Source organism: Bradyrhizobium sp. SZCCHNR3119 (assembly GCF_032487775.1).
GTDB lineage: Bacteria > Pseudomonadota > Alphaproteobacteria > Rhizobiales > Xanthobacteraceae > Bradyrhizobium.
This window is the reverse complement of the sequence record NZ_JAUEUV010000001.1, coordinates 1,646,167-1,659,409: the sequence shown is the minus strand read 5'-3', so window position 1 is coordinate 1,659,409 and position 13,243 is coordinate 1,646,167. Positions and strand designations below refer to the sequence as shown.

Here is a 13,243-nt window from a genome sequence, read left to right as displayed (position 1 = left end):
CAGAGAGGGGTTCTCAAGATGGCTGGTTCGAAAATTCTCCTCGCCGCGCTCGCCGCAGCATCACTGTGGGCGTCCGGGGCATCCGCGACTGTCCTCGACAGCGTCAAGCAGCGCGGTGTGCTGAATTGCGGGACCGACAACACGGCCCCTGGCTTCGGCTATCTCAACACGAAGACCGGCAAGATCGAAGGGCTCGATGCCGATTTCTGCCGGGCCATGGCCGCCGCTGTTCTCGGCGACGCCGGCAAGGTCAACTTCGTCGTCGTCACCGACAAGAGCCGCTTCAATGCCCTGCAGACCGGTCAAGTCGACGTGGTGTTTGCGCACACGACGGTCAAGCCGGTACGGGAATCCGCAATCGGTATCGATTTCCTGCCGATCAATTTCTACGACGGCACCGGGATGATGGTGAAGTCGGCGGCCGGCGTGAAATCTGTCGCAGAGCTGGACGGTGCGACGATCTGTACGACGCAAGGATCCGGGACCGAAGCCACGCTTGCTGCCTTCATCCGCCAGCGCGGCTTCAAGACAACCAAAGTGCTGACTTTCGAAAATCTCGAGAAGCTCTTCGGTGCGCTGCAGAGCGATCGCTGCAACGCGATGTCGACAGACAAATCCGCCCTTGCGGCCTGGCGCGGCAACTCCGCCAAGCCCGACGACTACACGATCTTGCCCGAGACGCTCAACAAGTCACCTTTCGCCGGCTTCGTCGTTGCCAACGATTCCAAATGGCGCAACGTCCTGCGATGGGCGACCTTTGCCCTGTTCCAGGCGGAAGAGTGGGACATCACATCGGCCAATCTTGCCGACAGGCTGAAGGACGACAGCGCCTTTGTTCAGAAATTCCTTGGTGTGAAGGATGGCTTCGGCAAGGACTTCGGCGTCTCCGACGATTTCGTCGCCAACATGATCAAGTCCGTCGGCAATTACGGCGAGATCTACGACCGCAATCTCGGGCCCAAGACGCCTTATTTCATCGATCGGGCAGGCACTCCCAACGCGATGTGGACCAAGGGCGGTGCCGAATATTCGCCTCCGTGGAATTAAGCCGGATGGTCAAAAGCGAATCGACAGGTTCGCTCGATCTCAAGAGGCCGTCGTGACCGACCAGATCGCCGAATACCATAGCATCCCGCCGGCACGTCGCCGCCTGCTCGTCGTGTCCAGGTGGTTGTTGCAGGCTGCGATCGTCGTCTTGGCGGCCGGACTCGTGGTCTGGCTGGGCCACGCCGTACGGGCGGCGCTCGCGCACAAGGGCATCCAGTTCTCGTTCGGCTATCTCGGCAACGTCGCGAATTTCAGCCTCAGCGAGGGGCTCGTCCCCTCGTTCGCCGGCGGCTGGCCGGTTCTTGAGCCCTTCTCTTCCTCACACAGCAACCTGCAGGCTCTCCTGGCGGGCCTGTGGAACTCATTGAAGGTTGCGCTTTCGGCGATCGTCCTCTGCACCATCTTCGGTACGCTGGTCGGGATCGGCCGATTGTCGACGAACTGGCTGGTGCGCAACCTCTGCTTCGGACTCGTCGAGGTCATCCGCGACACGCCGCTGCTGATCCAGATCGTATTCTGGTACTTCGCGGTCGTCTTGCATTTTCCTCCGGCCAATGCGGCCGCCAACTGGTTCGGCGGCCTGCTTGTCAGTCGCGGGGGCATATTCTTGCCCGGCCTCGTCATCTCCGAGAGCGTCGGATTGGCCTCCTGGGCGTTGCTCGCCTCCGCCCTGGCATCAGTCGTCGGCTGCCTTTTCCTGCGAGGCACGCGACCCCGGCTGATCCTTCTGGCGTTGACGATCTTGGCCCTGATCGCAACGGCCCTGGTTGGCTTCCCCATCGGCCTCGATACGCCGGTCGCGACCAGGTTTGGCGCCCGCGGAGGCTTCGTCATCTCGCCGGAAATGACTGCGCTCCTCCTCGCGATCGTCGTCAACAGCTCCGCCTATGTCGCCGAGATCGTCCGCGGTGCGATCGAGTCCCTGCCGAAGGGGCAGTGGGAGGCATCCGCCTCACTCGGATTGTCGCGTTCCCACACGCTTCGCGACATCATCCTCCCCCAGGTCTTCCGGATCGTTCTGCCGTCGCTTGCCAACCGGTACATCAGCCTGACGAAGGATACTTCGCTCGGAATCGCGATCGGTTTTCCAGACTTGTTCAACGTTTACGGCACCGTCTCGAACCAAACCGGACGAAACCTCGAAGGCGTCGTGATCGTGATGCTGACCTACCTCGCTTTGAGCTGGATCATCAGCGCCGGCGTGAACGCCGCCAATGCGCGTGTGAACGGACGGGGGCCGCGATGATCGCCGTCATGCTGCAGTGGCTGCACCGCAATCTCTTTGCCAAGCCGTTCGATGCCGCGTTGTCGCTCGTCAGCATCCCGGCATTGGCCTGGGCGGCGTATGCCCTTGCGCACTGGGTGCTGATTGAGGCGCATTGGGAGGTCGTGACTGGCAGCCTCAAAGTGCTGATGACCGGTATCTATCCCGCCGATCAATTGTGGCGGGCATGGTTCTCCGTCGCGACGCTCTGCGCGATGTTCGGTGCGGGCCTCGGCCTATCGCTGCGTCCCGGAAGAGCCGCCTTGGTTGTCGCCGTACCGGCCATAATCTTGATGGCCGCGATCCTCTCCGCGGTCATCGACATGCCTTCCGGCATGCTCGCCGGCGCCGGCGCTCTGCTCGGCATCGCCGCATGGACTGGCGTGCATCATTCGGCCCTGGACCAACGGATCGTCCTATCAGCATTGCTCGCCGGCGTGGTCGCCATCTTCGTCGTTCTCTCGCCGCCGGGCTTCGAGGTCTGGGGTGGTCTTCTGCTCAGCATCGTCGTAACGATCGCCGTCTCGATCCTGACCCTGCCCTTCGGGATATTGCTCGCGCTTGGCCGGCAGAGCCGCATCGTGAGCCTGCGCGTGATCGCGACCGCCTATATCGAGACGATGCGGTCGGTGCCGCTGATCCTGGTCGTCTACTGGGTCTGGATCATCGTGCCGCTGCTGGCTCCAGGGACGCCCGTTCCGAGCCTGCTGCGCGGCATGGCGGGGTTTGCGCTCTTCTTCGCGGCCTATGTCGCTGAATACGTCCGCAGTGGACTGCAGGCCGTCCCCAGAGGCCAGATCGAGGCGGCACGCTCGTTGGCAATGAATACCTGGACGCTCAATGTCGAGATCGTCCTCCCGCAGGCGCTACGCGTTGTCGTCCCATCGCTGGTCGGACAGATTCTCGACATCTTCAATGGCGCGACCCTGGTCTTCATCATCGGCCTGACCGACTTCCTGCGCGCCGGGCAAATGGTCCTCGCCGATCCGCAAAACAGCGGTCGAACCTACGAGATCTATGTCTTTTTGTTCGCAGTCTATCTCGCCATCGGCGGGGCGATCACCTTCGCGTCGCGCCGACTTGAAGCCCATCTCGCAAGGGGATCACGATGAACGCCATCCAGATTCCAGCAGCCGCGACTTCACGTGAAGTCATCGTCAACATCGTCCGCCTCAACAAGTCCTTCGGCCCGTTCCATGTCTTGAAAGATGTCGATCTCGACGTCGGACGCGGTGAGGTGGTCGTCATCATCGGCGCCAGCGGCTCGGGGAAGTCGACCTTGATCCGCTGTGTCAATGGTCTCGAAGCTTACCAGAGCGGGCGCCTGACCGTCGACGGCTTCAACATGCCGACGGAAGCCGATCGCGCGATCGGCGGCGAGAAGGAACTGGCCAGAATTCGCAAGGGCGTCGGCATGGTGTTCCAGCAGTTCAATCTCTTCCCGCATATGAGCGCGACGGACAACGTCGCAATCGCGCCGATCCGTGTTCGTGGCCGCAAGCCCGAGGAAGCTAGAGCGGCCGCGTTGCGCCTGCTCGAAAGGGTCGGGCTGCGTGACCACGCCCACAAATTTCCAAGCCAGCTTTCCGGCGGTCAGCAACAGCGCGTCGCGATCGCCCGGTCGCTGGCCATGGAGCCGCATATCATGCTGTTCGACGAGCCCACCTCGGCGCTCGACCCCGAGATGGTCGGGGAGGTGCTTGACGTCATGCGCGAGCTCGCGCGCGAAGGCATGACCATGATGATCGTGACTCACGAGATGGGTTTCGCCCGAGAGGTCGCCGACCGCGTCGTCTACATCGATCACGGCCGCATTCTCGAAATCGGCACGCCAGCGGAGATCTTCGACCGGCCGACCCATGAACGAACGCGAACCTTCCTTTCGCGCGTGCTCCGTCACTGACAAGCACAATCGACGCTCTCGTCCAACGGACGCAGAGCTCTGATCACCTGGAAAAGAGGACGACACATGTCACTTTCGGCGGGCACGGCTCAGGCCCATTCAACTGACGTCAACTGGCAAGAGATATTCGGGGCAGACGCCCATCAGATCGGTGCCGACGTGGTCGCGCTGATCAACCAGGACCGCAAGCGGGAGACGCTGTCCCTCAACATGATCGCTTCCGCTTCGTACGCCCCACTGGGCTTGCGGCAGATCGAAGGTACTCACCTCGTGAACCGCGCGCCGATGGGCCTGCCGGGCCGTCGCAGTGTCGCCAATTGCGAAGAGCTCGACGCGATCGAGACTCTCGCCATCGACCGGGCGAAGGCGATCTTCGGAGCCGAATACGTCAACGTGCAGGCGCTGTCGTCGACCATCGCCAACGTTGCCGTCCTGCGCGCGATCCTGCCCGCTGAGGGCGCGCGACTGCTTACTTTCGACGAACTCGCCGGCGGTCATGTCAGCCACGGCGCGATGCGTCATATCACGGGCGCCAACCGCGAAGTCGTCTCCTTCGGCGTCACGCGCACTGGTGCGGTGGATCTGGATCAGGCCCGCGATCTCGCGCGTAAGCTCAAGCCGCACGTCCTGCTCGCCGGCCCGTCTTCGTATCCGCGCGAGATCGATTTCGCTGGATTGAAGACGATCGCTGACGAGGTCGGCGCGCTCCTCTTCACCGATATCGCCCATGTTGCCGGGCTGATCGCGGCCGGCCTTCATGCCAATCCCGTTCCGTTCTCCGACGTGTCCACGACCTCGACGCAGAAGACGTTGTGCGGACCGCGCAACGGGGCCTTTGTCTTCGCCAGGGAGCGTTTCGGCGCAGCCATCGACGCAGCGGTCTACCCCGGGCTGCAGGGCCCGGCCGCCTCGAACATGATCGCCGCGCGGGCCGTGCAGATGGAGATGATTACCCGTCCGGCTTTCGCGCAGTTGATGCGCAAAGTCGTCGCAAATGCAAAGGCCTTCGCGGCGGGCCTGAAGGAAGGCGGAATCGAGCTCTACACCGGCGGCACGGACTCACACATGATCATGGCTTACACCGGCGAAAGCTGGACCCAGCCGGACTTGATCACTGGGCTCGGCGCCTACGGGGTCATCGGCAACGCGATGCGTGCGCCGGGCGAGGCCGGCGAACCGCTGACTGCTTTTCGATTTGGCAGCATCGGGTTGACGATCCGCGGCTTCGATACAGCGGAAGCAACTAAGCTTGGCCGCGAGGTCGCGGGGATTCTGCGCGCCGGCCCGGCCGCTGCCATGGATCAGGAACGACTTCGCAGACTGAAAGACCTGGCCAGCGCCCATCCCATTCCGTCGTTTGTCGATTGATGCCAAGCCGCGGTCGGCGCGAGCGCCCGGGTACCCCCGGGCGTCTCCAATCGTCGGCCGCTGCTCGACAAAGACACCAGGAGCACTCATGAGCCGCCATTACGACGTTGCCGCGGTCCGCCGTCAGTTCCCCGTCACCGACCGTTTTCTCTATCTGGATTCCGCGCATCAAGCGCCTCTCGCCAGCAGCGTTCGCGAGGCCCTGCTCGAGTTTTACCGGGAAGGCAGCGAAATGGCGGGCCCCAAGCCCGTTTGGCTCGACCGGGTTGAGCAGGTTCGTGCCCGGGTGGCGAAGTTCCTCAACGCCGCGCCGGCGGAGATCGCGTTCACCAAGAATACCTCCGAGGGCATGAACATCGCCGCGAACGCCCTACCGCTGGCGGCGGGAGACAATGTGCTTCTCGTCGAAGGCGACCATCCCAACAACGCCTATGCTTTTCTCAACCTTCGACGCAAAGGCATCGAGGTGCGTTTCGTTCCGATGACCGGCGAAACGGCACGCGCAGACATGTTTGCGCCTCATATCGATGACCGAACTCGCGCGATTTCGCTCTCACATGTCACCTTTCACGCGGGGCATCGCTTCGATTTGGCCTCGATAGGGACATTCTGCACGCAGCGGCGTTTGTACTTCGTCGTCGACGCCATGCAATCGACTGGTGCGTTGCGGCTCGACGTGAAAGCGATCCAGGCGAGTATCGTCGGATCAGGCTGTCACAAAGGGCTGCTGGTGCCTCAGGGTCTCGGCATCCTTTATTGCAATGAAGGTCTGGACGAGTTGCAGCCTGCCTATCTCGCCATGTCCAGTCTGGCACATCCGCCCGGCGATTACATCGCGCGGCTAGACAATATGGCTCTGAAGCACGGGGCTGGACGGTTCGAGATCGGCAACCTCAATCTTCCCGATATCCATGCTCTCGATGCGTCGCTTGATATCATAGAAGGTATTGGCGTCGACGCCATCGAGGCCCACATGTATGACCTCGGTGACCGCTTGATCGAACGGCTCGACGAGCAACGCATCCGCTTGGTTGGGCCACGCGCCCGCGCCGACCGCGCTCCTCACATCTACGTCCTGGACTTGCCGGCCGACACTTGGCTCGACTATTTGGCCAGCCAACAGGTGCGGGTTTCGCCAGAGCGCGATGGCATTCGCGTGTCGTTCGGCCTGTTCAATACATTCGAGGATGTCGATCGCTTCGCTGCCATTGTGGCGCAGCGAGTCGGAACGTCGGCTAAGGCCGCGTCGGTGGTACGATAGGTCTGCAGGACGTCGCCGCTCATATAGGAGCCTGCGTATGAAGAGAGACCGCGTTGCTGTCATCGGCACGGGGGGAACGATCAGTGCGATCGGGCGTGATGTCTTCGATCTCTGTGATTACGACGCTAATGCTACGATGCTCGATGTAGCCGAGATGCTGACTTGTTGTCCTCGTGCCAAGGACGATCCGGAATGCTACCCCGTGCCGCTTCCATCGAAGTCGAGCACGCGCATGGATTTCCTGGATTGGCGCGAACTGGGCTTGCTTTGCGATGAGATCGTCAGGCGCAACTCCGAAGTGTCTGGTATCGTTATTTTGCATGGTACGGCTACTCTCGAGGAGACCGCGTTCTTCCTGCATTTGACGCTCAAGGTCGATGTCGCAGTGGTCTTGGTCGGTGCTCAGCGGCCCTGGAACGGCCTGTCGAGTGATGCCGCACTCAATCTGCGCAATGCGATCCGCGTGGCTGCCTGCCCCGAGGCGCGGGGGCTGGGTGTCCTGGTTCTCCTGAATGATGAAATTCATTCAGCGAGGGACGTGACGAAAGGTTCGACCTTGCGCGTTCATGCCTTCCAATCCCCGGTCCATGGGCTGCTTGGGCAGGCCGATCCAGACACGATCGTATTCTATAGAAAGCCTACACGCCGTCATGCGCCCGATACCGAATTCAAAATCGGAACGCTCGATGCGTTGCCTCGGGTGGACATTCTCTATGCCTATGCCGGCGGCGACGATGTCCTGGCGCGGGCTGCGCTCGCCGCCGGAGCCAAGGGGATCGTATCTGCGGGCTTTGCGCCCGGCTCGCCCAATGCTTTAGAGGCTGCCGTTCTGCGCGAAGCCGCTGCGTCAGGCACGATCGTCGTTCAGTCGTCGCGCGCGGGAAGTGGTCGCGTTCCGCGGACTACGGAGCTCGTCGAGTCCGGATTCGTGAGCGCGGACGATCTGACGCCGCTGAAGGCGCGCATCCTGCTTTCACTCGCCCTGACGCGAACCGCCGATATCGTCGAGATCGGCAGGATGTTCCGTTCCTACTGACGCGGCAATCCAAAATCACGCATCGTCTCGTAAGCACGGCGACGATCACGGATACCAAGATGCATATCATCGTCCTCGGGGCTGGGGTCACCGGCCTGACCACCGCGTACTGCTTGGCCAGCGACGGACACCGGGTGACCGTCGTCGATAGCGCTCGTGGACCGGGTCTCAGCGCCAGCTTCGCCAATGGAGGTCAACTCAGTTACAGCTACGTGGCGCCGCTAGCAGGGCCGTCCGCACTTCGCGACCTCCCAGGGTGGCTCGTGCGGCGCGACGCGCCCTTGCGCTTCCAGTTGCAACCGGACCCACGGCAATGGCTCTGGTGCCTGCGTTTTCTTGCCGCTTGTACCGGCGCGCAGAGCAGGACCGGCACAGAACGGCTGTTGCGATTGGCGATGTACAGCCGGGATAAATTGGACGCGCTGCAAGAAATCGCGCCGCTGGCGTTCGACCACAGTCGAACTGGCAAGCTCGTGGTCTATTCAAGTGTCGCCAGCCTGGACGCTGCGCAGCGCCAGATGGAGTTTCAGCGGCAGTTTGGCTGCGAGCAATCGGTGCTCGACGCTGAAGCCTGCCTGGAGGTAGAGCCGGCCCTGGCGGCCATCAGGTATCGTCTGGTCGGCGGCATCTTCACGCCCAGCGATCAGGCCGGCGATTGCCGTCTGTTCTGTGCCGCACTCGAGAAGCGGCTCAGAGAGGCGGCCAAGGTGAGCTTTCTCTATGGTCGCCGCGTGGAGCGGCTGATGGCTGCGGATAATCGGGTGTTGGGCGTCGAGACCGATACCGGCGTACTGGAGGCCGATACCTATGTACTGGCGCTTGGCAGTGGCAGTCCTGCACTGGCGGCGTCGGTCGGCATCCGCCTGCCGATCTATCCGCTGAAAGGCTACAGCCTGACGGTACCGATCCAGAACCCCCAGGCGGCACCCCGGATAAGTGTAACGGATAGCGCCCGCAAGGTTGTTTACGCGCGTTTAGGCGAGCGCCTGCGCATCGCTGGCATGGCCGACCTGGTCGGTTGGGACGATGCGATTGATCCGTCTCGGCTGTCGCTTTTAGTGCGGGAGGCGCGGCACGCCTTCCCCGCCATCTCCGACTATCTTCAGATCGAACCTTGGAGCGGGCTGCGGCCTGCCACCCCGACCGGCTTGCCGATACTCGGGCCGACCCCGCTCTCCAATCTGCTGCTGAATGTCGGGCAAGGCGCCTTGGGCTTCACCCTCGCCATGGGTTCAGCACAAATCATAGCCGACCTCGCCGCGCGCCGTCCCCCTGCGCTTCCGCTTGATGGTATGAGTTTGCCAGGGAATGCGAACCCGCGATTGTGAGAGGTTGATGAGCCAATTGTTTCGTCATTTTCCTCAAATGACCACCATCCTTCTCGTCGCCCGAGCCGAGCGTATTGCGACTATCGGCCTCGCAACCTCCATTCTGGCATGGCTCCGGTCGTCCGGCTGCTTCCGCCCAGTCCGCCAATTGGCTTGGGAGTAGCTCCGTGGAACTGCCAAAGCGCAACTAATCTAACTATTCAAAAACAGATATTCTGTGCCGATTTGCGGACACTCTCTCTCCTCCACGGCTCGAAAGCGGTCCGCAACACATTAACGGTCCCTCAGTTCTGATCATCCAGGCGTAATCCCAGATGACGCTGCTGGATGTGTGTTTCGAGTTCGGCGGTGCGCTCGATCATGCTGTGGACGATCGTTTCAAGGTCGCGTTGGGTTAGTCCGCGGATACCATGTTCTCGTAACTCCTCTTCTAGGATCGCGGCCATGATCGACACGATGCTCATTCGCTCCATTCCTTCCATCGAAATTTGAACGGCAGAAAGATCTGGACGGCCCGACTATTTTTCTTCCTCGGAGTTCGACCCCAAGGAGAATGGTATGGAGGCCACGTCGCACACCGCATCAATCAAGGAGCGAACGGCCTGAGCATCCCAGTCGATCTCGTCAATCGGCGCATTCCAGTGTTCAGAATTGACGTAGGCTGCATGACGAGCTTTTACGCCCAGACCGGCTATAGTTCGTGCCGGTGTGGCCATAATGGCCTGCTCAATGGGCGCTAGACTAGCGAGCATGGTTTCAATTCGTTCGAGATGGTCTGGTGATGCCGGATCGTCTAACGCTTGTATCTTGGCAATAGCCTCTTCGAATTGCCTGCCCAACACGATCAAGCCTAAATCGTCATCGGTTGCCTTGAACCGTATGTTGGCGAGGTCTGAAGTTGAGCGTCTAGAAGCCTTGTTAGGATTGTCGCCATCGCAGCGGCCAGAGTGAGAACCGACTTTGGTCTGAGTCTTGTAAGACGGTTGAGACGATGGGGTCTTCATTGCTCAGGCATCCTCAATGGACGGCAACATATGCACCCGGAAATTGCGCGGTCGGCTCAGTTCGAACATCTCACAGCTATCCACATGAGATTTCATTCCTATACGGGTATATAATACCCTTAAGAGGTGCATTTATAACCTTATAGTGGCGCTTTTGCTGAGGGGTCGATGGTGATCTCATGATCACCTCTCGACAAATTCGGGCTGCTAGGGCGTTGCTTGGCTGGTCCCAGCAGCAACTCGCGGACAAGGCGATCGTGTCCCTGAACGCCGTTGCAAGGCTTGAGGGCGGTGTTGTGGATTCGCGGATAAGTACAGTGCAGGCCGTTCAGGAAGCTTTGGTCAAAGCCGGCATAGAATTTCTCGATGCGGACCAAAAAGGCGAGGGCGTGAGGCTCAAGAGCCCCAAGGCCTAACCAGCCCGAAATCTACGCGCCGCACTTGCCTCGATCGACGGCGTCAGGAACCCAGGTTCGCTACTCAAGCAAATCAATTGGCTTCTAACGACCAAACGCAACCGGGCGATGGCGCCTTTCGCGCTGAACGCAACTCTGGAGTAGCTAGGGGACGTGCTCCGGGCTCAGCCCGGCTTCCGAGAGAGCTATCTATTGGCTGGCGCACCCGACACGGTTCGAACGTGTGGCCTTCGCCTTCGGAGAGTAGCCGAACATTCGGGGAGGGCGGATCTGGATGCATACGCTGAAATAGGTCATACAGTCCCGGCATTCGGACCTAGAAGGCATATCCATTGAAATCCAGGACATCCGGGACGGCGTGGCGGCATGCCAATGTCGGCCGCCTGCTCAACAACGCGGTGCGGCGCTTCGAAGGCCGCGTACTCGAATTGATGAGCGAGCGGGGGCATGACAAGACGCGCATCGCCCACGTCAGTCTCACCCGCAATCTCGATGTGGAGGGGACGCGGCTCACGGAGCTCGCCCGCCGCGCGTCGATGAGCAAGCAGGCGATGGGCGAACTGGTCGATCAATGCGCCGAGCTCGGATTGGTGGACCGCATCGCCGATCCGACCGACCGGCGCGCGCGCATCGTCATGTTCACGCCGGCCGGACGCAAATGGCTCGACTCGTTCCGCGATGCCGTCGACATCGCCGAGCAGGAGATGCGTGCCGAGCTCGGCAAGGCCGCGATGGATGCGATCCTGAAAGGACTGGCCGTCTATGGCGCGCAGTTCGACACGCTCGACGACGTCGAATAGTCAGGTTACTTGACGATATCGTCAGGCGACCTTACCATGCAAGATAATGCTGGTAGGGAGAAGCGTCTTGGAAACACGTCTGACGGCCGCGGTGCTTATCGTGGGCGGGGGCCCTTGCGGGCTGATGCTGGCCAACGAACTCGGCCGCCGCGGCGTGTCCGCGTTGCTGGTCGATGAAAAGCCGGGCACCGCCTTCAATCCGCAAGCCAATGCAACGCAGGCGCGCTCGATGGAGCATTATCGCCGGCTGGGCTTTGCCGACGAGATCAGGCGCGAAGGCCTGCCCGCCGACTATCCGACCGACGTCGCGTATTTCACCCGCTACACCGGTTATGAGTTGGCGCGGTTTGCATTGCCGTCGTCGTCACGCGCGAGTGAGCTCGTCAAGGGTCTGTCCGGCTCCTGGAGTGCCGCGGAGCTGCCGCATCGCGTCTCGCAGAAATATGTGGAGGCGGTGCTGCGCCGCCACGCCGAACGGCTCCCTGGAATAAAGCTCAATTACGGCCACCGGCTCGTCAGCTACGTCGAAAGCGACGACAGCATTGTCGGCGAGATCGAATGTCTCGATGATAACAGCCGCATGCGGGTTCGGGCCGATTTCCTGGTCGGCGCCGACGGGCCGCGCTCGATGGTGCGGCAGTCGCTCGGCATCGCCTATGGCGGCGAGACCGGGACACAGCGCGATTTCATGGGCGGCCGCATGCTGGCCGTCTATCTCCGTTCGCCGGAGTTCTACGCCAGCGTCCCGCACGCCAAGGCGTGGATGTACAATTGCTTCAACGGTGATCGCCGCGCCTTCATGGCCTCCGTGAACGGGCGCGACGAATTCGCGTTCCACACGCAGCTCCGGCCCGGCGAAGACGAGAGCGCGATCACGGCCAACGAGGCCAAGGCGGCGTTCCAGCGCGCCTGCGGCGCGCCGATCGATTGCGAAGTGCTGTCGTTCCTGACCTGGACCGCCGGCCACGCGCTGGTCGCGACTGCCATGCAACGGGGCAGGGTGTTCCTTGGCGGCGATGCGGCGCATCTGTTCACGCCGACCGGAGGTCTCGGCTACAACACCGCGATCGAGGATGCGGTCAATCTCGGCTGGAAGCTCGCGAGCGTCGTCAAGGGCGTGAGCCCGGCCGGGCTGCTCGACAGCTATGAGACCGAGCGGCGTCCGGTGGCGCTTCGCAACACCGATTATGCGCGCCGCTTCGCCGACTCCCTGGGCCTGTTCGCGCCTGCGCCGGAGATCGAGGACGCCACGGACGCGGGCGGCGAGGCGCGGCGGACCGCCGGCGTCTATCTCGAGCGGCACGCCCGTGCCGAGTTCAACATTCCCGGCGTCACCTTCGGCGGACGTTACGACGGCTCGCCGATCATCGTCTCCGATGGCAGCCAGCCGCCGCCGGATGCCGCAAACGTCTACGTTCCGAGCGCCTGTCCCGGCGGCCGTGCACCGCATGCGTGGCTGGAGGACGGCGTGTCCTTGTACGACCTGTTCGGATTCGAGTGGACGCTGCTCCAGTTCGGTGACGTCGTGTCGGCCCATGCTGCGGTTACGGATGCTGTCCGCATGCTCGGCGTCGACGTCAAACTGGTCACGCTGCCGAAGTCGCTGCGCGATCTCTACGAGGCGGACCTCGCCCTGATCCGTCCAGACCAGATCGTGGCCTGGCGGGGCAGCGCAGCACAGGCCGGGACGATCGGACGCGTTCTCGCCCACGCGCTCGGGCACGGCGCGAGCGACGGTGCACGGCTGGCAAGCTGATCTCTTTCCGCGGCCACATCCAATCCGTGGCCGCACGGGCAAGAACAACAAACACAAGAA

At 62.0% G+C, this 13,243-nt stretch carries 13 protein-coding genes; 11 read left to right on the top strand and 2 right to left on the bottom strand.

Annotated elements, in window-relative coordinates:
• The first annotated feature begins 18 nt into the window (after window positions 1-18).
• The 8 genes from QX034_RS07925 (at window position 19) to QX034_RS07890 (ending at window position 9,207) form a co-directional block, all read left to right on the top strand.
• Window positions 19-1,047, top strand: coding sequence for a transporter substrate-binding domain-containing protein (locus tag QX034_RS07925; RefSeq protein WP_316195180.1), 1,029 nt, complete (start codon window positions 19-21; stop codon window positions 1,045-1,047).
• A gap of 52 nt (window positions 1,048-1,099) precedes the next feature.
• Window positions 1,100-2,293 carry an ABC transporter permease subunit gene (locus tag QX034_RS07920; RefSeq protein ID WP_316195178.1) on the top strand — a complete coding sequence of 398 codons (1,194 nt, stop codon included), beginning with the start codon at window positions 1,100-1,102 and terminating at the stop codon, window positions 2,291-2,293.
• Window positions 2,290-3,423: an amino acid ABC transporter permease gene (locus tag QX034_RS07915; protein ID WP_316195177.1), complete on the top strand. Its 1,134-nt coding sequence runs from the start codon at window positions 2,290-2,292 to the stop codon at window positions 3,421-3,423. Before QX034_RS07920 ends, QX034_RS07915 begins: the two co-directional genes overlap by 4 nt.
• On the top strand, window positions 3,420-4,214 hold the full coding sequence (locus tag QX034_RS07910) for an amino acid ABC transporter ATP-binding protein (protein WP_316195175.1): 795 nt from the start codon (window positions 3,420-3,422) through the stop codon (window positions 4,212-4,214). Before QX034_RS07915 ends, QX034_RS07910 begins: the two co-directional genes overlap by 4 nt.
• 159 nt (window positions 4,215-4,373) lie before the next feature.
• Window positions 4,374-5,582, top strand: a complete 1,209-nt coding sequence (glyA, locus tag QX034_RS07905; protein WP_316195174.1) for a hypothetical protein — start codon at window positions 4,374-4,376, stop codon at window positions 5,580-5,582.
• Window positions 5,583-5,670: 88 nt separating this feature from the next.
• The gene (locus QX034_RS07900; protein ID WP_316195173.1) at window positions 5,671-6,843 is read left to right on the top strand and encodes an aminotransferase class V-fold PLP-dependent enzyme; all 1,173 of its coding nucleotides are present in this window, start codon (window positions 5,671-5,673) and stop codon (window positions 6,841-6,843) included.
• Window positions 6,770-7,879: an asparaginase gene (locus tag QX034_RS07895; RefSeq protein ID WP_316195172.1), complete on the top strand. Its 1,110-nt coding sequence runs from the start codon at window positions 6,770-6,772 to the stop codon at window positions 7,877-7,879. The genes QX034_RS07900 and QX034_RS07895 overlap by 74 nt, the downstream gene beginning before the upstream one ends.
• 59 nt (window positions 7,880-7,938) lie before the next feature.
• Window positions 7,939-9,207 carry a D-amino acid dehydrogenase gene (locus QX034_RS07890; RefSeq protein WP_316195171.1) on the top strand — a complete coding sequence of 423 codons (1,269 nt, stop codon included), beginning with the start codon at window positions 7,939-7,941 and terminating at the stop codon, window positions 9,205-9,207.
• 284 nt (window positions 9,208-9,491) lie between these two features.
• Here the strand turns inward: QX034_RS07890 and QX034_RS07885 are convergent, their stop codons facing one another.
• Together QX034_RS07885 and QX034_RS07880 are read right to left on the bottom strand one after the other, a co-directional pair.
• On the bottom strand, window positions 9,492-9,671 hold the full coding sequence (locus QX034_RS07885) for a hypothetical protein (RefSeq protein ID WP_316195169.1): 180 nt from the start codon (window positions 9,669-9,671) through the stop codon (window positions 9,492-9,494).
• A 54-nt stretch (window positions 9,672-9,725) separates the two neighbouring features.
• Window positions 9,726-10,211 carry a hypothetical protein gene (locus tag QX034_RS07880; RefSeq protein ID WP_316195168.1) on the bottom strand — a complete coding sequence of 162 codons (486 nt, stop codon included), beginning with the start codon at window positions 10,209-10,211 and terminating at the stop codon, window positions 9,726-9,728.
• A gap of 179 nt (window positions 10,212-10,390) precedes the next feature.
• On the opposite strand from QX034_RS07880, the gene QX034_RS07875 reads away from it, so the two are divergent.
• The 3 genes from QX034_RS07875 (at window position 10,391) to QX034_RS07865 (ending at window position 13,183) form a co-directional block, all read left to right on the top strand.
• Window positions 10,391-10,627: a multiprotein-bridging factor 1 family protein gene (locus QX034_RS07875; RefSeq protein WP_172110469.1), complete on the top strand. Its 237-nt coding sequence runs from the start codon at window positions 10,391-10,393 to the stop codon at window positions 10,625-10,627.
• 332 nt (window positions 10,628-10,959) lie between these two features.
• Window positions 10,960-11,427, top strand: coding sequence for a MarR family winged helix-turn-helix transcriptional regulator (locus QX034_RS07870; RefSeq protein ID WP_316195166.1), 468 nt, complete (start codon window positions 10,960-10,962; stop codon window positions 11,425-11,427).
• Between the two features lie 46 nt (window positions 11,428-11,473).
• On the top strand, window positions 11,474-13,183 hold the full coding sequence (locus tag QX034_RS07865; protein ID WP_316195165.1) for an FAD-dependent oxidoreductase: 1,710 nt from the start codon (window positions 11,474-11,476) through the stop codon (window positions 13,181-13,183).
• Window positions 13,184-13,243: the final 60 nt, after the last annotated feature.